Raw genomic sequence first — 21,207 nt, 5'->3', positions numbered from 1 at the left:
ATGATTGTCAACCCAGAAACCGAGTTTCTCAGCTACCCTACCTGCTATTATATATAATGGGTTCTAAATTTCCTCAATATAACTGGAAGCTTCTATCTCATTTTCGCTTCATAACAGTCGAATAACTCGTCGATTTTCTCAGGATCAGAAACTAATGTCCCGCGTTCATCACGAAATGTCCGATCTCGTTCGCCCTTGAATGATAGCCAATTAAAACTGGTAGTTACCGCAAACTTAGTATCTGAAATCAGGATCTTAGCATGAGTATCTCCTAAACGTTTAAGGATAAATGATTTAGGATATTGATCTGCCAACTTTTGTAGAGTTTTTTCAGCCTTAATATCTCTCGAATAACGATTTTCGTCTTTCTCCCCCAAGCCATATCCGATAAAAACTTGGACTCCTCGTTTCAGTAGATTCTGAAGTTGCTGGAGAAACCATGAGTTGACAGAATTAGCTCGAATCCAGGGAGAAACGATCATCAAACGTTCTTGTGTATCTTTCAAGGCTTGTTCCAAAAGAGGACGATGATCGTACATCTCTAACCATCGCATAGGACAAGAAGAAATTACAGACTGTAGTTGATCTTTAAGTCCTGCTATCTCGTTTTCTTGCTCCTTGAGTTTTTTCCTAAAATCATTTTGTTCACTTGGGTCATCTGTCTGCTCTAATTGTTTTTGGGTTAATTCTATTTCAGATTCTATTTTCGATGTCGCTTCAGAGACTTGTTCGACTATAGGATCTAAATCAATTAAGTTATTGGCTACAAAGTCGTTTCCTAAAATCTCTGTTGCAAGTTTAAGAGGCTCATTTTCCTGTAAAGCATTAAGAATCTGGCTGGTAATTTTCTTGGCTCCATTTGAACGAGCGAAGGCTGCCTCATGGTCACTTGACAGAAGACCATCAACAATAAACGCAACCTGAATTTCATCACTATCTTTTGCCTTATACACAAGGGCAGTAGATGGCTGAAAAAATCTTTGCCTACGTTCAATTTCCTTTAATGCTAATATATCTAACTCATTGTCATTCTTAGACTTCAGTCCTTTGCCATTCCCAAGAACTTCACGAATGACTTTATCAATATCCTTAATACTCAAGTCAGATAATTCTGGAGGATTCTTAGGTGAAGGTTCAATTTCTAAAATTCCTTTATCTCGTAAATCTTTTGGCTTTAGTAAAGCCTTCTCAAATCGACCATACCAACGTGGGATTCGTAGCAGTCCATCAAAATTAATATCAAAAGTCCGTTCTTCTGGAACAATGATTTTAGCTTCTTTTAAAGTCCTCTCACCCTTCTTAGTTAGTTTCCATGTTGGAATCTGTGAAGGATCAGGAGCAATTAAATCAATATCTTCACTCAGTCGAAGATTCACCATTGCCTCGCTCGTTGTCGAGAGTTCTAAACCTAAAAATCCTGCGATTTCCTCTTCAGAAGATAACCCAGCATCAATCGATCTTAGAACAAACTCCTCAATTGGCGGAATCGACTTGCGAATCTGAGTCAGAACATCAACGGTAATTTTATAAACAGGCAAACCAACTTCTTGGCAACTCACTAAGTCAAAGCCAGGACGGTTATCATAACAGCGTAGATCTTCATAAGAGACATTCATCGCTTACCTCCTTACAAACGCACTCTTTTGGGTGTTGTTCAATGTAGTGTAAAACGTTACTCAAAGGGCTATGATTCAGCGATCGGCAAAACTGATGATCGCCTACAATTAAAAGACCAACTCGCCCTCTAGATAAGGCAACATTCAACCTAGCTTCATCACGTAAAAAGCCGATTTTTCCATCTTTGTTGGAGCGAGTAACTGAATAAATTAGGATATCAGCTTCACGTCCCTGAAAAGCATCAACGGTATTGCACTCAATTGCTAATGCCTGCAAGCTACGTTGTTTTGCATCTAACCTACGCTTCAGCAATTTCAACTGTGCCGCATAACCACTTAAAACTGCTACTTTATAGTTCCTCTGAGCTTCCGTTGCTGCTTGGTTGAGTTGCTTCAACCATTGAAAGATGACAGTCACTTCACAGGAATTATCAAAGCTAGAATTAGCACTTTGCTCGCGACTGTTAGGAATCTTTGATGTCGTAAGCCACGTAACAGGTTTGGGTAAAACTCTACTTAAAACCTTATTGATTTCAGGGCCGCTACTTTCTAATTTTTCATCATAAAAACAGCTACTAATGAGTTTACCAATTGGTTCTACCATTCGATGTTGAGTAGCCAGCAGTTGCTGGCATTCATCCGGTAATATTCTTAAAAGGCGATCGAACAAAGTTTCCCGAACATCCTCTAGAGTTAATTCGTATTGCTCAAGAAAACCAGTATTTCGACTGGCTTCATCTTGAAAGGGTGGAAGTTGTTTTGGATCTCCTACCAACAGCCACTTTTTGGAACGCGACATTGGTACTAAGACTTCTGTCGCAGTTGCTTTTGAAGCCTCATCTACAATGCAAAGGTCGAATTCAGAATCGTTAATTGCCCTTGAAATGCCGATACAAGTTCCAGCAACAAGTTGCGATCGCTTAATTAATGGATCGTTAAAACGTTCATTACGACCAAACTGATCGAACCATTCTGTTTGCAGGTTTATAAGTTTCTGAAGTAATTTAGCGTTGGGTGCATTTGGGTCAATCAAATTATTGCTCTCATGCTCTAGCTCTACACTGGTCGATTTTAATAACTCATTAGCTTTGAGTTTAGTTATTTGCTGAAGACGCTTGACTTTTTGCTTTTGTTTATCTCGTAAAAATTTTGCCTTTTTCTGTAATTCTTCGATTTCTTCTTTTAATTGGCTAAACTCTTCTTCTTGTGCCGCTAAAATCCTTCGTTTTTGTTTCCCTTGAAAACTTTCTGAATTAGGGTGATTCTCTTCTTTTTCTTGCTTGGCACGCTCTAGTTCCACCCTCACATTTTCCATCTCTAGCACAATATTTTTGAGTTCTTGGAATAAAATTGCTTTCTCCAACTGTTTTTTAGATATTCCATGATTCACCGACCAAGCAGCTAGAAAATCTTGACTTTTGGCTAGTGCATCCTCGCGCCATTTCTCCATTTGCTCCTCTAAAAGTAAAGAGTGAACACCTTCTGAAACTCTTTCGGAACTGCCAATTCGGATGAGTTTCAAGTGTGCATTCTTAGCTTGAATCCGTTCTAATACATTATCTAGCGCAACATGAGTTTGAGAGCTAAGTAAAATTCGTGCTTCAGGATTTTGTTGAAGTGTTTGTAGTATAACTTCCGTGATAAAAGTGGTTTTTCCCGTACCTGGTGGTCCCTGTACCAACAAAAAGTCTTGCATTGAGAGGGCAGATCTAACAACTTCCTGCTGTGATGCATTCAAATCCTGGATAAACTGAACTTCAGACTCTAAAGTAGGACTTTTAATTTGATCGGGGTTGATTAATAGATTTCGCAAATCAGAACGAACAGCGCGATCGTATCGAATGGCATCTAAAGCTCTTTTCTGTCGATTAATCGCAATTTCAGCTAATCGAGTATCGAAAGAAAGTTCACCCTGTTGAGGTAGTCGATCTGTTTGTCCGTATCTAACATATAGATGTAATTCATCACTTTCTACCTCTATAACATCTCCACCTAATAGGCTGAAACCCTTAGAATTTTTGACATGACGAGATTGCCCAATGATGTCATCTTCAGGCAATTCTGCTAATTGAAAAATGACTCGATTACGATCGGTTTTGAAGGTAAGATACTTAAGCGCTTTCTCTCGCTGCTGTTCCCAGTCAGTCTTAGCTCTCAGGATATCCCACCAAACTTGAAATACCTTCTGTTTTTCTTTTTCGATAACCTGCTCTTTGACAGTTGCTTCATGCTCAACAACTGCATCTTGTAACTCCTGAATAATCTCTACAGCTTCGTATGAATAGGTGGGAGTGCCAAACTTAAATTGATAGGGCAAACTCCATGCTAGATCTCGTCTCTGTTCCAGTTGAGAATGGGGTGTATTCCAAGCAGTAAAGATAACAAGATGATCCTTCCGCCTATCGTCTACTGTTACATGATATCGATAAGAGCTACCGTAAATTTCGTAGTGATCTCGCTCAGAGTAACTATCATTATTTTTGAATTTATAAGGTCGAATTCCACAATTTACTTCACCATTTAGGTCATCAAGAATGACCTGCTGGATTTCATTTTCAGATGAGATGCCTAGTGTATCTCGAAGACTATTTAAACACTTTGGAGTCAATTTTAAGTAGCAAGATTTAACCAGAGTTGTCTGAGTTCTAAGTCGCTTCTGCTGAATAGCATCTATTTCTGCTAACAAGACTTCTGCATTGAGTTGCCGTTTAGAAGGATCGGTTGCAACTGAATGTTCAATAATCTCGATAATTTCGGGTGGTGCGTCAAGATTAGCGATCGCCGTTTGAATACTAGCGTAGTCAACCAGATCAACATTTGTCAGGCATTTTAGTGTCACTACCCCAAAACTAAATACATCACGGGTATATGGGTACGATCCATCATCTTCTTCTGGTGGCGTGAAGGGACGGGAAACAAATTCTCGTAATGTGACAGTTGGGTGAAAATAACTTCTAAGTTTTGAGATGCCAAAATCAGCTAACTTGATTCTGCCATCTTGCCCGACTAGAATGTTGCTGGGTTTGATATCTCGATGGACACATTGACGCTCATGTGCAAAGGCAAGGGCTTTTAGTATTGGCAGAGCAAGCCTTTCCCAGTAAGAGTCCCATCCGTCTAAGGGTGATTCCTTAAGAAGCTCTTCTAAATTCTTCTCCATCCATGCCAAAACAAGGAATTGTTCTTTGGTTTCTTTATCTTTCCCTGAGTCAAGAAGCTCAATAATGCTAGGGTGTTTGAGTTGTGCAAGAATTTGCTTTTCACGTCTGAAGGATTCTGATTGAATTCCTGGCTCAATTTGCCCATGTTTAAAGACTTTGACTGCTACTTGCTGACCTTCTTTTTGGGAGTCAATGGCCTTATATACGTCTGCCATTCCACCTGAACGGGGGTTAGGCAGGAGGACGTAGCGATCGTTAATAATGCGAGGCATGGTTGCGTGTTTAACTGGTTAAGCTAAGTATTCCCTCTACCTTAGCCCAACCCTGTATTACTGGGGAGATTTTCCTGTGAAGAGGTTAGTTCAATTTTAAGGGAGAGCAGCACTGGGGGATTTTACGGCGATCGCCGCCAGCATCTACAGCAAGATTCAAAAGCAACTTAACCCATGGGTAATGGGGACATGGTAGATTAAACCCATGCTCTCTAACCATCAGGAAAAAAGATGAAACTTCGCAACGTACTCATTGGTGCTGGTGTTGCTGCCATCGGCGGAATTGGCACAAAAATGGCCGTTGATTACTTACGCAACCGAGACCAAGAGGAACCCGCAGAAGGAGACCTCAATGATGATGCAGCAGCAGAGGCAGCAGAAGAAGCGGCTGCGGCTCAGATGGCTACATTTTCTGCATCAGAGGCAGTGATTAAATATGTCAGCGTCGAACCCAGTTCGGTACAAGGCTTTTTAGATGCCAGTTTTGGTTCTCCAGGGCGCTATGTGCCCACCCGTCCCCCCAAACTGTTTGAATATCAAGAGACCCAATATATGGTGATTTGGGCTTACGATAACCAACAAGAAAAGAATCAAATGTTGGCGTTTGTCTATACCGATGAAGGGCGGAAGATGATCGCCAGTGTGGGCTATACGGCTGACGCGACTGACTATAATATTACCCTTGACAATACCCCTTTAGCCGTCGAAGTCAACGGCGAACAAATTACGTCTGGTCAAGGATCTACTAATGGCTCAGATGAAGTGGATCTAGTCCTAGCGGGTTCTTAAAGGTCTCTATTGAGGGGTTTGTCTCTGGTCAAACCCCTTGCATAAAGGGAAGACCTAAGAGGTTTAGGAGGTTTGGGAATGGTTGGAGATCCAACTTAAGCCGCCATAGATGAGGGCTAAGTAGAGAATGGCGATCGCTAAAATTAAGGTAACCATGGTTTTGCCTCCCTGATGCGGTGAATGGGTGTTTTCCTATACTTTTATCATACCCAATTTAGTCCATAAGATATCTAAACTAGGAATTAGTGGCATTCAACAGGACAAACATTCCTCGAATGCAAACAATCACCACTAAGTTACTTAAGGCCAAAATACTAATTAAGCGTAAACTGCTGGCCATAAACTTTAGACCTTTCTCCAATTCTCTCTGGTAATATTGGCCGATCTGTTGCCAAGCTTGGTCGAGTTCCCCCGTTTCTTCCCCCGTGCGAAGAAAGCCAATCGCCACGGGAGGAAATCGTCCTTGTAGGCTATCACTTAAGGTTTGACCTCGCCGCATTTGCCGGGCAATTTGGGCTAACTCTTTTTTGATGCCAACATGAGGGGTTTGTTGCTGTACCCATTCTAGGGCAGTGAGGATGGGCATTCCGCAGCTTAAGGGTAGGCGCAGTTGAGATAAATACCAGAGGGTATAAGCTTCTATAAAAGGACGCACTAGGGGGATATATCTACCGATTTTCAAGAGGGTGGGGCCGAAATATCGAGGGAGAGAAAAAGCCAGTATCCACAGTAAAATGGCGATCGCCGCACTCTGAAGCCAAAACATCGGATGCAGTAAGGCTTCCATACTCTGATTCAAAATACCGGCTACTAAGGTTAACAGACTCCAGAGCGCCAACAAGCTACTGGTACGAATAGATTGAGAATAGGTCTTCCATTTCCCTTGGGTTTCGGTAATTTCGGCTAAAATCAGGCAAGTTTCGACTAAGGTTCCCTGGTTTTCAGCTAACCGAATGACGGATATTGTCCAAGGGTCAAAGTAGGTTTGCCGTTTGCCTTCAGCAGTAGTGCGAACCGTGAGCGCAGAAGCGAGATCCTGGCCATTGCGTAGGGCGCGACTGGCTCCTTGAAGATAGCATTGAAAATGGCGATCGCTCTCCCGTCCCGCTAAAGTCAACCCTTGTCTCAGGCTAATCCCTGACTGGAGCAGCTCCGCTAAATTCGTAAAAAATAAGACTTTTTCCTGGGTCTTCAATGCCATACTCCTAAAGCATCAAGGTTGCCCATAGGACTAACGGGAGAGTGACCAAAGACAGAGCTGTAGACAGCACCACCGTGCGAGCAGCCCAAGACGCATCCCCCCCAAATTGAGTCACTAACACCACCGTATTCACCGCCGTTGGCATTGCACTTTGCAAGATCAACACTTGCACATCCAGCACCTCTAGTCCTAAACTTCGACCCACACTATACGCAATTGCTGGGGACACTAGCAAACGAATGATTGCAGTAACCCCCTCATAGAGTCCTATTTTAAATGCAGTGGTGCTTAATTGAATGCCCAGAACAATTAAAGCAATAGGGATCGCTGCTCCCCCTAACAGATGCAACCCATCATCTAATCGTAAGGGCAAATCAATAGAAAAAAACCGTAATGTTAACCCAACTACCATAGCCCAAATCAGGGGTAATCTGATAATCAGACGCAGACTCTCTCCGAAACTCCCCCCCTGTAACAAAGCTGGGCCCGTAGAAAAAATAATTAAGGTAGACACAATTAGGCAAACAATCGCCCGATCTAAACCCCCTTCTCCTAACGCAAAGGTCGCAAATGGCAAGCCCATATTTCCCGTATTCGCAAACATGGAAGTGGCGATAAAACTTTTTTGTACTCCAGACTTGAGTTTCAGTAAGGTGCTAATTCCCAGGGATACCCCATAAACCAGGACACAAGTGATCAGATATCCCACAATCAAGCCCAGGGCACTGTCAGTCGATAACTGGGTTTTATACAAACTACTGGCAATTAAAGCGGGAGTCAAAATATAGACCGCCAATTGAGAAAGAGTCGAGCGATCCAGAGTCAGCGTGCGACCCGCAATAATGCCAATGGAAATGATAAAAGTAACGGGGACTAAGGCCGATAAAATAACATTCATTACGAAAAGACAGGAGGGAAAACACTAAGGGGTTTAGGGGATCTTGTTATACTATCTGTAGCTACCCTCAACTCACCAGGAAGGAGAAAATCATGACTCAGAGCGCTATCAATAACCATGGCATTACCCCTCAAACCCAGGAAACCCTTACACAGCGAATCCGCCCCATTGTAGAGCATTTCCTGAAAACGGATGAGGTGTTTGCGGGTTTAGAGGGCGATCGCACCCTCAATGAAGTTTTAGAGGTTTTCATCAGAAACGGCAACGAGCAAGAGCTGCAACAGATGAGCGATGAAGTGATGACCGAGAAAGTCAGGAGGATTTTGGGCACAAATCGGTTGTTTGGACTCTTGAGTGACTTAACACCAGAAGAAATACAAGAATTTGATGCCGCTCTGCTTGATTTAAGGAAAGGTCGCTAATGGACTATTTACTCGATACCAATATTCTGAGCGCCATTCTCAAAGCCGATCCCAGACTATTCTCTAAATTCAATCAGGTTCAGCAAAAAGAGGATCGGCTTTTTATTAGTTGTATTACCTACTTTGAAGTAGAAGGAGGATTATTAGCCATTCAATCTCGAAAAAAAATGGCTATTCTAGACAACTTATGCCAAAACGAAATTGAGGTTTTGTTTTTAGACTAGATGAACATCATTCACACAGCATCTCGCATCTATGCCAATCTCAGACGTAAAGGCACACCCATCCAATTTGCTGATATTTTAATCGCCGCAACTGCTCTAGAGCAGGATTTAACCCTAGTCTCCCATGACTCCGATATGCTCAGAATTGAGGGATTAAAATTAGAAGATTGGTTGCAGACCGGAGTCTAAATTTACAATCAATCTTCTACAACTTGCACTCTAAAACTTATCGACAATCTTCTCGAAAACTTCATCCGGAATCGAATGCTCTTCAATGTAGACTTTATCATACTTTTCCTCAAGCTTCTCCCAATCAATGGAAGAATCTGATAAAACTTCTCTTTCAAACACCTCTAACGCCTTTCCAGACAAGCCTTTAGCCAAACATTGCTTCATCGCCAATCGACTTTCATCGATCTCACCAATACACTCAAATGGAGTATGTTCTTCTAATCCTATCATTTGCCTAAAAATATGCAATAAGTCAGGATCATCAAATAAATTGACCCCAAAAACCTTATCGACCGCCACCGGATCAAATGTAGACATTAACCCTAGCCATACATAAGCACATTTCGGACATTTCTTACACCAGGGTTTTTTAATATTACAAGAATGAATTTTAGGCAGAACTTCCGGATAGTGACTCAGTTTCTTGAAGATGCGGAAATCATAGACAGGCTGTAAAATTCCGAAATAAGTAAAATTCGATAACAGATGACTTTGAATAAAGGTATTTAACGCCTGTTCTGCCTCAAATCCTTTTCCCCATTGATGATTGACCTCTTTCCCCAATTCCTCCCAGAATAAATTACCCGTGTTAGCACTTTTTTCATGAGCTAAACTTAAGAACTTATAGCCTTCATGAAGCATAAGCGGCAAGGATTCAAAGATAGAAACCGGAGTTTCAGGAGCAGTAATGCCTGAATTTTCTGGAAAATACAAGGGAAACAGAGGGAAATCTAGAAAATCATCAATGATAGAAATTCTATGGGTTTTCACCGGATGGGTTTCTTTAACGACTTCATTAATAAGATCGTGTTGTAGCTCCGCTTTGCCATACACACTATGAGAATATTGCATGGTAGCAAAGGGAAGATTTGCCTCTTCCAAGATTTTGATCGCTACAATACTATCTTTTCCACCTCCACAACCGGTAAGAATGGTCGAATGATCCCCAAATATTTTCCCTGGGGTTGATTCTCCTAATGGTTGTGAATAAATAATTTCAGGTTGGGGATAATCTGTTACTTGATTTTCGTACCAATGTTGACCAAAAACCCCTTGGTAAATTTTCACAAACAGGTCTAAGGTAGGTTGTTCTAAATCTCTCGCTATTGTAGAAATATCGTAATATTTAGGGAATAAGGAACATAACTTCATTCCTTCAAAAAGAGCAATATAAGCGCAGACTTTGCGGATCAAATTTTCTGAATATTTTTCCTGGAGAGATGAAAATGAAACTCCTTCATAAAAAACTTTCGTTGAAAACTCAAATTCATCCACACTATAGCGCACGCTTAAATGATGTTCGTGGATTTTTAAAGTATCGATTTTCAGGCGCTCTATTCTCATGATTTACCATCCCCTTGTCCCTGGCCCACCCTTAAAAGGGCCAACAACATCCGCAGTAATCCATCCGGCATAAAAATCACCCTCTTGAGGGGTAACTTGCTCATCATCCACATAACAAGCATCCATTACATTAGCCCAAAAACTATAGTAATTTTGCAATTCGGTAAAATTGGGAGTAGTTTCAACACATCGCCAAGCGGCCTGTTTGATATATTTATCTCCAATCTGAACATCATAGTATTGATAGATCCCTTTCCACTCGCAAAATCCTTTTTTGGGAGTTTCGATAATATACTCAGTTTTCACATCTTCAATGGGAAAATAGTAGGTCGGGGGATGACTGGTTTCTAAAACTCGTTTACCTTGGGTTGTTTCGGCTAAAACAATGCCATTGCAAATGACTTTAAGATGTTTGTTGGTATCTTGCCAAATCGCTGGTCTGGGATAATCCCAAACGGATTCTTGACCGGGTTTTGGGGGAATGGGTTCGGGTCTGGGTAAGTACATGAGAACTGTTTTGGTATGCTTGGATATTGATAATAATTTGAGATTAACTCAACACTCAAAAGAGACAATGTTCTTTTGCCTTAAAGTAATGAAGTTCGGCTAATCCAATTTTCATTAATTTGACCTCTTGATTAATCTTGAGCCATCCGGAAACCGGCATGTTGATAAAAATTACGGCGGAACCAATTCCGACAAGAAGGGGATGCATAAGCGCCTGTACTGGCCCAAGATCCGCCTAACATAATTTTATGATCGTTATCGAAAAATGGGGCGGAATAATTTTCGTATAGGGGATGGGGGGCAAATCCTGGTAAGGGATGAAACTCGTCACTGAGCCATTCCCAAACATTACCGCGAAGATCATAGAGTCCGGAGGATGCTTCAGCATTTCTTAAGCTTCCTACGGGAGAAGGAGAACCAAATCTTACATTGAGGTTAAATTCTTGATTCTCTTCAGAATTTCCAACTGCAATTTTCCATTCTGCTTCGCTCATTAAGCGGGTTCCTTCGCCTTTCCAGCGACAATAGGCCATGGCTTCATAATGGTTGACTTCAACGGGCCAATCTAGGGGTAAATCTATCTCATCAAAGAGGGTGCGATATTGGTAATTGCCATTTTTGTCAATCCAGAATTTGGGATGTTTAATGTTGTTGTCTAGCTTCCAATTCCAGGATTCATGATCCCAAAATTCTGAGTTTTCATATCCCTGATCTTGGACAAATTGCAGAAATTCTCCGTTGGTAATCAGGTGTTGGCTGGCGAAAAAAGGATGCACTTCTAGGGTGCGAGTTCCATATTCGCTATCCCAACCATAAGTCGGAGAAGTTTGAGGTTTACCTAGATTGATGTTTCCTCCAGAAATGGCAATCATTTTATTTTCAGGATTAGTCTGGTTTGAGGGAGCATATTGCCAATTTTCGGGACGTTTAAGATGTTCGATGGAGAATTGTCTCAACAACATGGAGGAGGTTTCAAAGTGAATCCGGTTATGCTCCATTCCCATGATTAAGGCCCAAAGGGGATGGGTTTGGGTAATGGGAAGATTTAGGGAGCAAGTTTTAAGGACTTGGGTAATGGTTTCTTTGGATTTTTCCCGATAGTCCCAAACGTTTTCTACGTCCGGCCAATTGATGTTTTTTGTGGCTTCTTTTAGCTCTTCGGGAGTGCTGGGATCGACTCCGATTTCAAAGAGGATTTCGTAGTCGGGGTTAATGCGTTCTTCTAATAATCCGACTCGAATGAGTTTGTTGATGTAGAAGACGGGAGAGTGGCCGAGGTAGAAGATGATGGGGTTTCTCAGAGGATCGGGGTTGAGGTAAAAGCTGTCATTATGGACTAGGCTTTTCATGAGAATTTCTTCTAATTCCCAGGAGTTTTGGAAGTAGTCGAGGAGGGTTTGGCGATCGCACTGATCAAGCTGTAGATGCGGTAGAGATGTCAGCATGTTCATATTCTTTTAAGTATACAAAATTTATGCCTTTTGCGAGAGAATTAATCCAAACCACCGTTTGGAATCCGTCCAAGCAGTGATTGGTTTTAGACCTTTTGCGGCTAGTTCGTCTTGCACTGTCTGTACATTAAATTTACGGGATATCTCGGTTCTAATGGTTTCTCCAGTCTCAAATTTAACTTGAAAATCGAGAGCAGCTAAGTCAACAGAATGAGCGCTCAAACAGCGCAAATGCATCTCAATTTGGTTCAATTCCTGGTTATAAAAAGCCCAATGTTCAAAGTTTTGCCGCTTAAAATTGCCCCCAAAACGCTGGTTGAGATGATCCAGCATGTTGAGATTAAATTCAGCAGTAACGCCTTGAGCGTCATTGTAAGCTGCTTCTAGGATATCTTTGGGCTTTTGTAAGTCTACACCGAGGAGGAAATATTCGCCCATGTGTAGAGCGTCTAGAATATGGTCGAAGAAGCGATCGCACTCTTGAGGATTCAGATTCCCCAAACTGCTACCCAAAAAGAATACCATCCGAGAGGGTGCAGGAGTTCTTTCTAGTTCGACTAAAGCTTCTTCATAGGTTCCCACCAACCCTTGAATCTGTAGATTAGGATATTCCTGTAGTAACTGCTGGGCACTTTCCGTGAGAATACTACCACTAACATCAATAGGGATATAGTGCAGGAAGTCGGTCAAAGTTTGATACGCATCTAACAAGCGACGGGTTTTAGTCGAGCTTCCGCTTCCTAGCTCCACCAACTCACAAGCACCAGTGATTTGAGCAATTTCTGAAGCATATTGATTCAGAATTGCATCTTCTGTACGGGTGGGATAATATTCGGGGAGTTCGCAAATTTTCTCAAATAATTGGGAACCATACCGATCGTAGAAATACTTGGGGGGCAAAGTCTTCCGATCTTGACTTAATCCCTGAATAATATCTTCTCCCTCTACCCCAGAACTGAGGAGGGGAGAATGAAGCAATTCTTTAATCTGTAAACGCTCTTGAGTTACTGGCACAATACCCACTATAGATGCCCCCTACTGTTTATTCAGACGATCCCAATCTAGAGTATCAGCTTTTAGGATTCTGCACGAAGAAAAATTTACAAATCGCCAATTAACTCCCCTTTTCCTGAAATCACTTTACCCAGTGTGAAGGCTTCAATCCCTTGAGCATTAAAGGTATTGAGGGCAAACTCCGCTTGTTCGGGATCGATCAACACTACAAAGCCAATCCCCATATTAAAGGTATTAAACATCTCTTCTTGTGCCACCGATCCCGCTTGAGCCAACCACTGGAAAATGGGAGGAATTTCCCAGGCACTCCAATTGATGGCAATAGATTGATTTTGACCTAAACAACGGGGTAAATTTTCGGGTAATCCTCCCCCGGTAATATGGGCCATTCCATGGATATCCAAACCTTCAGCTATGGCGGTTAAAATTGGTTTAACATAAAGCTTTGTTGGGGTGAGTAAAACTTCACCCAAGGGTTTATCTAATCCCTTGGGGATCGCCTGCCAACTTAAGCCTTGAGTTTCAACAATTTTGCGAACCAAGCTAAATCCATTACTATGAACTCCCTGACTCGCTAAGGCGATCGCCACATCCCCCAAACGGACTTGCGAGCCATCTAACAGATTCTGTTTTTCCACAATACCTACACAAAATCCAGCTAAATCATACTCACCAACTGAATAAAATCCTGGCATTTCCGCCGTTTCTCCCCCCAACAAAGCGCATCCAGCCTCCTTGCATCCCTGGGCAATCCCAAAAACGACTTGCTCTAACTGTTCTGGATTTAACTGACCCGTAGCGAGATAATCCAGAAAAAACAAAGGTTCAGCGCCAGAAGTTAGCACATCATTGACACACATGGCCACTAAATCAATACCGATGGTATCGTGGCGATCGCAGGCTTGGGCAATCTTCAACTTCGTTCCCACCCCATCCGTTCCCGAAACCAAAACCGGTTGTGAATACCCTCCCGGCAACTGAAAGCAGCCCCCAAATCCACCTAAACCCCCCAACACTTCCGGGCGATAGGTACTCTCCACCCAACGACGAATTTGACCAACAAACGCACGACCGGCCTCAATATTCACTCCTGACTCTTGATAATCCATGATTTTCGCTTCCTCTTTACCTCTCAATTGAGGCATCTATCAAATATTCTTATCCATCGCGGGATCGCAGGGTGAATCTTAGTCTGGGCAATCCATACAGCGTATTTCTACTGATTTTTTTGGGGATCAAGGCCTTCCCCAATCCCAAAAAATTGTGATAGCCTATCGCTGTTCAACTTAAAAACCAAATTCATAACGATTTCGATTTCTAGACCAAGAAACTTACAACCCTCCACAACTGAAGGTTATTCTACCCTCTGTTGGAGGGAAAAAAGTAGGGAAAGGTCAATCCAATGGCAACTGTGAATGCAGATGACATCTAGGGTTTCAGACTCTCCCCATCTTGTCCTCCCAACCTAAGAGTTTATGAACCAACACCTTTGGAAAAGCTTAACCATTTCTGCCCTACTCCTAACCCTAGGATCGGGTTCTTCCGGTCACGCAGAACCCAGTAACACTACTTCTAATTCCATACAATCTGAATTAGAAGCCAGAACAGAATCAGAACAAGAGATAACTCCAGCTCCTGCTGCCCAACAAGCCCCTGAACTGACGATAACCCCCAGCAGAGAAACCGAAATTGCGGCCAGTTCACAGCCCCCCAGAGCCTCGGTCACCAAGATTTATCCCCATACCCTGGATGGACAGGCAGCCGCCACATTGTATGTTCAAAATATCCCTGTCCTCACCTTTTTAGGTGAAACCCTCACCCAAGAAAAGACCCAGAGAACGGAAACCCTATCCGCCACTCCAGTGGTAATGGCCAACTTATCCGATACTGAACCGGTTCGAGAAGCGGAAGCCGTGGCCGAAAAACTATCCCAATGGGTGCGAACCCCTGAAGATGCCCAGGCGATCGCCGTAACATGGGATAAAGACTTAGAGGCCTACATCATTCGAGCCTCTGACCAGACCCTAGTCACCATGGGCAAAGATGTCATCTTACCCGATACCACCAACAATTCCACCCAAGATGCCGTCCAAGCCACCAACCGCCTACGCCGTCTGCTAGGGAATGCTCCCCCCATCGAAGAAATCTACGGTAAACCCGTTATCGCTCCCGGCAAAGAACCCCACAATAACACCCCAGCCCAACCCCAATTCGTCGCCGTCCAAGCCTTGAGTGGTTGGGCTTCCTGGTATGGCCCCGGATTCCATGGCAATTTAACCGCCAATGGGGAAGTCTATAATCAATATGGGTTAACGGCTGCTCATCGTAGCTTACCCTTCGGTACAATAGTGCGTGTAACCAACATGGATAACGGCCGTTCGCTGATTGTACGCATTAATGACCGCGGCCCTTATACCCGTAATCGGATTATTGACCTCTCTAAAGGAGCTGCCCAAGAACTGGGATTAATCAGTTCAGGGGTTGCCCCAGTCAGAGTTGAAGTCATGCAACAACAGTAGACTTCTAGCAGAAGCTGAAGCCATAGGCAAAACGAGGAAACTGTGCATCTGTACAAAACGATTGCTGCCCTTCAAACCTATTTACGGCAGCAATCTCCCTCTGAACTTTTAGGGTTTGTGCCCACCATGGGATCGCTCCATGGGGGGCACTTGCGCTTGATTGAGTTAGCGCGGCAACATAACGATCGCGTGGTAGTGAGCATTTTTGTTAATCCTCTGCAATTTGGCCCCAATGAAGATTTAGCCACCTATCCCCGCAATCTAGAGCGCGACTGCCAACTCTGTCAGCAAGCTGGGGCGGATGTGGTCTTTGCCCCAACTCCAGAAGCTATGGGAATTGGAGAGAGCAGTCAAACCCTGGTCATTCCCCCAGAGTCCATGACTTCAGTTCTCTGCGGACAAACTCGTAGCGGCCATTTTCAAGGGGTGGCGACTATTGTCACGAAGTTATTGAATGTGGTGCGCCCCCATCGAGCCTATTTTGGTCAAAAGGATGCCCAACAGTTGGCGATTATTCGCCAGTTGGTGAAAGATCTCAATTTGGGAGTCGAGATTATTGGCGTTCCGACGGTACGGGAACCATCAGGTTTAGCAATGAGTTCCCGAAATCAGTATTTAAGTCAGCAAGAGCGCGAACAAGCCTCGGTGTTATATCGGGGACTTAAAGCGGCTGAACAGAAGTTTAAAAGCGGCGATCGCACCCGCGAAGGCTTAATCGGTGCATTTAAAGCTACGGTATCAGCCATACCAGAGATCGAACTGGAATATGTAGATTTAGTCGATCCTCAAACCCTAGACCCTTTACAGACGATCGCCTTTGAGGGATTATTAAGTATTGCTGCTAGATTGGGTTCTACTCGTTTGATTGATAATATTATCTTGCACAATCGCCGTCCCATTATCGCCATCGACGGGCCGGCCGGAGCCGGAAAATCAACCATTGCTCGCCAAGTGGCCGATAAATTGGGCCTCTTGTATCTTGATACCGGAGCCATGTATCGAGCGGTTACTTGGTTAGTCCAACAAGCCGGAATTGCCTTAAGCGATGAACCGGCGATCGCCGAGTTAGTGAGCCAATGTGAGATTCGCTTTGACTGTTTGCCCAATGGAGCAGACAGTAGGGAGCAACGGCCCTTAACCTCGACATCACCGAAAGACTCCTATCCCGAAACCGCAGCAGAGAGCGGCCGGGTTGCCTATCTGCAAAAAGGCACGAGGAACCCCTGCCAAGTCTTGATTAATAATCACAATGTTACCGAAGCCATTCGGTCTTTGGAAGTGACAGCGAATGTTTCGGCGATCGCCCGTAAGGGAGCCGTGCGCCAGAAATTAGTCGAGCAGCAACGGTTATGGGGTAAACAGGGCGGACTCGTCGCCGAAGGACGGGACATCGGAACTCATGTCTTTCCCGATGCCGAGCTGAAAATTTTCCTCACTGCCTCCGTCGAAGAGCGGGCCAAAAGACGACAACGGGATTATTTAGCTCAATCCGGCGCATCCCTGCCCAGTACAGAACAGTTAGAGCAGGACATTCGCCAACGAGATTATACCGATAGTCACCGGGAAATTTCTCCCTTACAGAAAAGTCCAGAGGCGATCGAGATTATTACTGATAACCTCAGTATCGAAGAAGTAACCCATAAGATCGTTTCTCTCTATGAGTCCACGGTGTTGAGCCTAAATTAAGAATTTCTTAAGCAATTTTTCTCAGGTCAACCTTCCCGGATCACACGACCTAGGGTACTGAGATCACGTACCCCCTCGAATAGGTCATGCATAGTAAAAGAGTAGCCGGGAAATTGACTAAGGAATGAATCACCGTGTTATCTTCATCTAGCTCCGATCGCCTAACCCTCACCCAGGATCTCTACCAACAAGTCCTCGATTCGATTTATCAATCCTGTAGCGAACTTCTGCAAGAATGCCTCGATCGCTGTAACTTTAGTATTACTGCTGACGATCGCGGCCTCAATACCTTCTTAATCATTGCCCCCAATCAAACCCTCGCCCAACAGCTTGTCTCTCATATCACCCATACACAACACTGCACAGGCTCCCTCTTAAGCCGCATCTCCAGCCAAATGCTCGGCATCCATCAAACCGCCATTTGTTTTACACCCATTTCCCCCTCTTCTGGGCCGAACTCCACCCTATCTGAACTTTTAGTCGGTCGTATTTTTCTCCATCAAAGATGAATTCTAATTATGAATGGGTTCACCGGAACCAGGGTGATCGATCAAACGGATCAAGCGCTCTAGACGCTCTTCATTATTTTCCTGAATCCCCTCACCCTCCGGTTGTCCGGTGAGCGTAAAAATAGCATTTCGGTCATCACATACCCCTTCAGCATCCGGAATACAAGCCACCTGAATCTTATTCTCAAAGGTTAAAACTTGCCCAGTTGCAGTGGTTTCGTCAACCTTTTTCTCCAAAGTTGCCACTCTAAACAACTGTTGCGCTCCCATATGAATCAAAGCATCACCGATACTCTCCAAGCGCTCGGAAACACTGGTGCAACGGCCTTGGGCAGATAATTCAGTATTTTCTTCGGCGACTGTGGTCTTCATAACGACCCCTTGACTGGTGGTGTATTCGACCACTGTCCGGTTAAAATCGGGGATCAGAGCCGTCCCCAAGGAATCTTGGGGTAAAAATACGGGATTTCCACTGTCGTTAATATCGAGTACCCTTTGATCGTGCCAGACAATAAGCGGATAGCTTTTCCCTTCTAGATTCATCACCGTTTGCCACTGCCCCCCACTCTGGCGACAAACAAATTTTTTACCCATTTGGTCAATGAGTCTGATGGCCTGATAGGCTGCCAGACCATGGCCTTGTCGCCAATACAAACTCGCGGCTGTGCGTAAATCCGATACTGCGCCCTCCGAGTCTCCCATGGCATCGCGGGCTAAAGCACGACCTTGATAAGCTTGGGCATACTGAGAGTTAATGGAGATTGCCTGATTAAAATAAGTAAGTGCTTGTTCAAAATTTTGCTGCTCTAGGGAAGATTGCCCGGTATTATACATACTTTGGGGCACACTCCGATCCGTTTGAGCGATGTCTATTTTCTCCGTAACATTTGATCTTAGGGTTTCTCCCTGAACCACTTCAGGCAGCATACACCCCAGAGCCACTAGAGTTACCGTGCCAGCAATAACAGAGGAGATCCAGTTGAAGGGAGGGAACTGAGTTGTCATCATACTTTTCCTAGGAATCGAGCAAACAAAGGTAATAAAAAATGCAGTGACCGCCAGACTTAACCAACATGAATTGGCAGAAGATTGTCAACAGATGTGATTCTAGAGTATTACCAATCCAAGAATTCTATCAATTTTCAGTATAAAGTGTGAGAGTAAGTTTGCCAACCCTGCCTTTCCCTAGACAGGGCTGACGTTTGACGGATGATGGTCTAAAATATGCCCACACCTACCAATCCCAATGTCCAAAGTTCAGACCACCTCGCTTGAGGTTCAATGTTCATGGAAGAGTCGGTAGAACTCTCTTCAATTTGAAAAACTCCTCCTTGCCTAACATTTTGCACTCCAGCAGTGAGGGCAAAATCCCCCTGATTCCGATAAGCAGGATTTTTAATCAGTAATACACCATAATTTTCACTATCAACCGTTCGGGGTTTATAAAATGCCCATCCCTGGGTTAATGCACCAAATCCCCCAATAGTGGCAATGCGAGGTGTGGGGTAAGATTCTCCTTCTGGGGCCCATAATAGGGGTTGCTCGCCAGAAACCAAATCCTCTAAAGACCATCGTTGAGATTCAAATGTGGCTTCAAAATTGGAGATGGCAAAATACTCTATATTATGAATCGTTCGATAGGGTTGGGAATCATCATAACTAAATTGCCCTTGTCCAATGACCGTGCGCTTACTACTAAAAAACTTCATCGTCAGGGTAATGGTCTTAGCTTCAGCAACACTCTGCCCTAACATCCAACTCAGTGGAGTCAGAACAAGGGTTAGGGCAAAAATAGAGGAGAGAAAATGAGAGGGTTTTAGTCGTCTGTTCATAGGGATCGTCCAACTTAGAAATGAAATCCTTGAGTCTGGGTTACTTGAGAAATCTCTACCAGGGTAGGGCATAATTGATTACAATAAAGGGAAAATCTTATGGATTAAGAACCGGGAAGATTTTCTCTGGTTATGCAGATGTAACCTTAACCCCAATTGGGTTTATGAGGCAACGGGATCGATTGAGTCAATGGAAAGGATCGGATCGGGTGGTGAGTCTATTGAGGAATAAACTAATGGAAAATTGGCGAATCGCGATTAACTCTGCTCCCTTGCGATCGCTTGCACTCATGTCTCTAGTGCTGACGACGACGGGATGTAAATTTCTCCCCCGTCCTGAGTCGAGTGCTTTTTCGCAACCGATCGCCAATCAGCAAGCCTCCCTTTCTGTGGATGTGGCGACGGCTGCTGTGAGCGATCGGGGCAATAGTTTAATTTATACGGGAACGACGGAACCGATTCAGGAGGTGACGTTGCGATCGCAAAGTGAAGGGCAGCTTCTTTACTTGAATGTAGATGTGGGCGATCGCGTCCGTCGCGGCCAAGTGATTGCTGAAATCGATAAAGCCTTACCCACCGCAGTCATTAACCAAGCTCAGGCTGAACTGTCCGCTCGTCGCGTAGAAGTCGCCCAAAGTGAAAGCCAGATTCGCCAGTTGCAAACCCAAATTGAAATCGCCAAACTCGAATTAAGTCAAGCTGAAGCCGATGCTCAACGCTTAGAAACACTCTATAAAGAAGGAGCTATTTCTAAACAGGATGCAGAATTAGCGCGTACTTCTGCCGAGAGAGCTAAACAAGCTCTGAAAGCAGCCGAAGCTCAGATCCTTACCCAAAATAAAGCGATCGCAGCGGCCGAAGAACGAGTGAGCGTCCAACAAGCCATTGTCAGCCAGGCCCAAGAGCGCCAATCTTACACTCAACTAGAAGTCCCCATTTCGGGAACCATTTTAGAGCGACCCATAGAAGCAGGAACCGTGGTGCGCCCAGGGGATGAATTGCTCAAAATTGGGGATTTTAGCCAGGTAAAAGTGAATGTGGAGGTCTCCGAGTTAGATTTACATCAAATTTATCTGGGGCAATATGTATCGGTGACCTTAGATGCTTTTCCTGACGAAGAATTTGATGGAGAAGTGACCCGGATTTCCCCAGCCGCTGATCCGGTGGCGCGACTGATTCGAGTCGAAGTGACCCTTGCTAACCGGAGTGGGCGTTTGGGGAGTGGATTATTAGCAAGGGCGAACTTTGAAGTGGGCGATCGCCAAATTATTCGCGTTCCTCAAGGGGCCCTTTCTAACCGAGAAGGTGAGGATGCCACCCTATTTCTGATTGATGAAAGCACAGGAAACACCGTGCGCTCGCAACGGGTCATTCTAGGAACAACCCGCGATGGTGAAGTGGAGATCGTCTCCGGTTTAGAAGCTGGGGAACGTTATGTGCTACAAAGTTCTCGGCCCCTTGAGGATGGCGATCGCGTAGAATTAAGTATTCTCTCGTCCCCATAACGGCCCTGTTGTTTCCGTCCAACTCC

The 21,207-nt window shown here is 44.1% G+C and carries 17 protein-coding genes and 1 pseudogene; 7 read left to right on the top strand and 11 right to left on the bottom strand.

Annotated elements, in window-relative coordinates; translation table 11 throughout:
• Positions 1 to 92 precede the first annotated feature (92 nt).
• Positions 93 to 1,616, bottom strand: a complete 1,524-nt coding sequence (locus PMG71_RS01350) for a phospholipase D-like domain-containing protein (protein WP_283751836.1) — start codon at positions 1,614 to 1,616, stop codon at positions 93 to 95.
• Positions 1,600 to 5,049, bottom strand: a complete 3,450-nt coding sequence (locus PMG71_RS01345; RefSeq protein WP_283751835.1) for a serine/threonine-protein kinase — start codon at positions 5,047 to 5,049, stop codon at positions 1,600 to 1,602. The genes PMG71_RS01350 and PMG71_RS01345 overlap by 17 nt, the downstream gene beginning before the upstream one ends.
• Positions 5,050 to 5,280: 231 nt before the next feature.
• On the opposite strand from PMG71_RS01345, the gene PMG71_RS01340 reads away from it, so the two are divergent.
• The gene (locus PMG71_RS01340) at positions 5,281 to 5,838 is read left to right on the top strand and encodes a hypothetical protein (RefSeq protein WP_283751834.1); all 558 of its coding nucleotides are present in this window, start codon (positions 5,281 to 5,283) and stop codon (positions 5,836 to 5,838) included.
• A gap of 235 nt (positions 5,839 to 6,073) precedes the next feature.
• Here PMG71_RS01340 and PMG71_RS01335 read toward each other — a convergent pair whose 3' ends face one another.
• Both PMG71_RS01335 and PMG71_RS01330 read right to left on the bottom strand, forming a co-directional pair.
• Positions 6,074 to 7,039 (bottom strand): type II secretion system F family protein, encoded by a 966-nt coding sequence (locus PMG71_RS01335; RefSeq protein WP_283751833.1) that lies wholly within the window; start codon positions 7,037 to 7,039, stop codon positions 6,074 to 6,076.
• Positions 7,040 to 7,043: 4 nt separating this feature from the next.
• Complete coding sequence (locus PMG71_RS01330) at positions 7,044 to 7,937, bottom strand: AEC family transporter (RefSeq protein WP_283751832.1); 894 nt, start codon at positions 7,935 to 7,937, stop codon at positions 7,044 to 7,046.
• Positions 7,938 to 8,029: 92 nt separating this feature from the next.
• Between PMG71_RS01330 and PMG71_RS01325 the strand changes: the two genes are divergently transcribed.
• Together PMG71_RS01325 and PMG71_RS23770 are read left to right on the top strand one after the other, a co-directional pair.
• A complete protein-coding gene (locus PMG71_RS01325; protein WP_283751831.1) occupies positions 8,030 to 8,359 on the top strand; it encodes a hypothetical protein in 330 nt (109 codons plus the stop codon).
• Positions 8,359 to 8,772: pseudogene (locus tag PMG71_RS23770) on the top strand (PIN domain-containing protein). The gene PMG71_RS01325 and the pseudogene PMG71_RS23770 overlap by 1 nt, the downstream one beginning before the upstream one ends.
• A gap of 30 nt (positions 8,773 to 8,802) precedes the next feature.
• On the opposite strand, the gene PMG71_RS01310 reads toward PMG71_RS23770, so the two are convergent.
• The 5 genes from PMG71_RS01310 to purM all read right to left on the bottom strand — a co-directional run bounded on the left by PMG71_RS01310 (position 8,803) and on the right by purM (position 14,239).
• The gene (locus tag PMG71_RS01310) at positions 8,803 to 10,158 is read right to left on the bottom strand and encodes a MurL-like N-terminal domain-containing (protein WP_488199576.1); all 1,356 of its coding nucleotides are present in this window, start codon (positions 10,156 to 10,158) and stop codon (positions 8,803 to 8,805) included.
• A gap of 3 nt (positions 10,159 to 10,161) precedes the next feature.
• Positions 10,162 to 10,665 (bottom strand): DUF427 domain-containing protein, encoded by a 504-nt coding sequence (locus tag PMG71_RS01305; RefSeq protein ID WP_283751827.1) that lies wholly within the window; start codon positions 10,663 to 10,665, stop codon positions 10,162 to 10,164.
• Positions 10,666 to 10,796: 131 nt separating this feature from the next.
• Entirely contained in the window at positions 10,797 to 12,116 is a 1,320-nt protein-coding gene (gene ovoA, locus PMG71_RS01300) for a 5-histidylcysteine sulfoxide synthase (RefSeq protein ID WP_283751826.1), read from the bottom strand.
• Positions 12,117 to 12,137: 21 nt separating this feature from the next.
• Positions 12,138 to 13,130 carry an L-histidine N(alpha)-methyltransferase gene (gene egtD / locus PMG71_RS01295; protein ID WP_283751825.1) on the bottom strand — a complete coding sequence of 331 codons (993 nt, stop codon included), beginning with the start codon at positions 13,128 to 13,130 and terminating at the stop codon, positions 12,138 to 12,140.
• Positions 13,131 to 13,216: 86 nt separating this feature from the next.
• Positions 13,217 to 14,239, bottom strand: a complete 1,023-nt coding sequence (gene purM, locus PMG71_RS01290) for a phosphoribosylformylglycinamidine cyclo-ligase (protein ID WP_347179170.1) — start codon at positions 14,237 to 14,239, stop codon at positions 13,217 to 13,219.
• Between the two features lie 366 nt (positions 14,240 to 14,605).
• On the opposite strand from purM, the gene PMG71_RS01285 reads away from it, so the two are divergent.
• The 3 genes from PMG71_RS01285 (at position 14,606) to PMG71_RS01275 (ending at position 17,844) form a co-directional block, all read left to right on the top strand.
• Entirely contained in the window at positions 14,606 to 15,649 is a 1,044-nt protein-coding gene (locus tag PMG71_RS01285; RefSeq protein ID WP_283751823.1) for a septal ring lytic transglycosylase RlpA family protein, read from the top strand.
• Between the two features lie 42 nt (positions 15,650 to 15,691).
• The gene (locus tag PMG71_RS01280; RefSeq protein WP_283751822.1) at positions 15,692 to 17,335 is read left to right on the top strand and encodes a bifunctional pantoate--beta-alanine ligase/(d)CMP kinase; all 1,644 of its coding nucleotides are present in this window, start codon (positions 15,692 to 15,694) and stop codon (positions 17,333 to 17,335) included.
• 134 nt (positions 17,336 to 17,469) lie between these two features.
• Complete coding sequence (locus PMG71_RS01275) at positions 17,470 to 17,844, top strand: hypothetical protein (protein ID WP_283751821.1); 375 nt, start codon at positions 17,470 to 17,472, stop codon at positions 17,842 to 17,844.
• A gap of 3 nt (positions 17,845 to 17,847) precedes the next feature.
• Here PMG71_RS01275 and PMG71_RS01270 read toward each other — a convergent pair whose 3' ends face one another.
• On the bottom strand, positions 17,848 to 18,852 hold the full coding sequence (locus tag PMG71_RS01270) for a tetratricopeptide repeat protein (RefSeq protein WP_283751820.1): 1,005 nt from the start codon (positions 18,850 to 18,852) through the stop codon (positions 17,848 to 17,850).
• A 209-nt stretch (positions 18,853 to 19,061) separates the two neighbouring features.
• Positions 19,062 to 19,676 (bottom strand): hypothetical protein, encoded by a 615-nt coding sequence (locus PMG71_RS01265; protein WP_283751819.1) that lies wholly within the window; start codon positions 19,674 to 19,676, stop codon positions 19,062 to 19,064.
• Between the two features lie 236 nt (positions 19,677 to 19,912).
• Here PMG71_RS01265 and PMG71_RS01260 point away from each other — a divergent pair, with 236 nt between their 5' ends.
• Positions 19,913 to 21,181 carry an efflux RND transporter periplasmic adaptor subunit gene (locus tag PMG71_RS01260; protein WP_283751818.1) on the top strand — a complete coding sequence of 423 codons (1,269 nt, stop codon included), beginning with the start codon at positions 19,913 to 19,915 and terminating at the stop codon, positions 21,179 to 21,181.
• Positions 21,182 to 21,207: the final 26 nt, after the last annotated feature.

Origin of the sequence: Roseofilum acuticapitatum BLCC-M154 (assembly GCF_030068475.1) — a bacterium.
Taxonomy (GTDB): Bacteria; Cyanobacteriota; Cyanobacteriia; order Cyanobacteriales; family Desertifilaceae; genus Roseofilum; species Roseofilum acuticapitatum.
The sequence above is the reverse complement of the archived record's forward strand: the minus strand, read 5'-3'. Positions and strand labels throughout refer to the sequence as shown.

Coding starts and splice junctions, on each gene's coding strand:
- purM (WP_347179170.1), bottom strand. CDS start 14,239: ATGGATTATCAAGAGTCAGGAGTGAATATTGAGGCCGGTCGTGCGTTT.
- PMG71_RS01310 (WP_488199576.1), bottom strand. CDS start 10,158: ATGAGAATAGAGCGCCTGAAAATCGATACTTTAAAAATCCACGAACAT.
- PMG71_RS01340 (WP_283751834.1), top strand. CDS start 5,281: ATGAAACTTCGCAACGTACTCATTGGTGCTGGTGTTGCTGCCATCGGC.
- ovoA (WP_283751826.1), bottom strand. CDS start 12,116: ATGAACATGCTGACATCTCTACCGCATCTACAGCTTGATCAGTGCGAT.
- PMG71_RS01335 (WP_283751833.1), bottom strand. CDS start 7,039: ATGGCATTGAAGACCCAGGAAAAAGTCTTATTTTTTACGAATTTAGCG.
- PMG71_RS01330 (WP_283751832.1), bottom strand. CDS start 7,937: ATGAATGTTATTTTATCGGCCTTAGTCCCCGTTACTTTTATCATTTCC.
- PMG71_RS01260 (WP_283751818.1), top strand. CDS start 19,913: ATGGAAAATTGGCGAATCGCGATTAACTCTGCTCCCTTGCGATCGCTT.
- PMG71_RS01285 (WP_283751823.1), top strand. CDS start 14,606: ATGAACCAACACCTTTGGAAAAGCTTAACCATTTCTGCCCTACTCCTA.
- PMG71_RS01270 (WP_283751820.1), bottom strand. CDS start 18,852: ATGATGACAACTCAGTTCCCTCCCTTCAACTGGATCTCCTCTGTTATT.
- PMG71_RS01265 (WP_283751819.1), bottom strand. CDS start 19,676: ATGAACAGACGACTAAAACCCTCTCATTTTCTCTCCTCTATTTTTGCC.
- PMG71_RS01305 (WP_283751827.1), bottom strand. CDS start 10,665: ATGTACTTACCCAGACCCGAACCCATTCCCCCAAAACCCGGTCAAGAA.
- PMG71_RS01325 (WP_283751831.1), top strand. CDS start 8,030: ATGACTCAGAGCGCTATCAATAACCATGGCATTACCCCTCAAACCCAG.
- PMG71_RS01350 (WP_283751836.1), bottom strand. CDS start 1,616: ATGAATGTCTCTTATGAAGATCTACGCTGTTATGATAACCGTCCTGGC.
- PMG71_RS01345 (WP_283751835.1), bottom strand. CDS start 5,049: ATGCCTCGCATTATTAACGATCGCTACGTCCTCCTGCCTAACCCCCGT.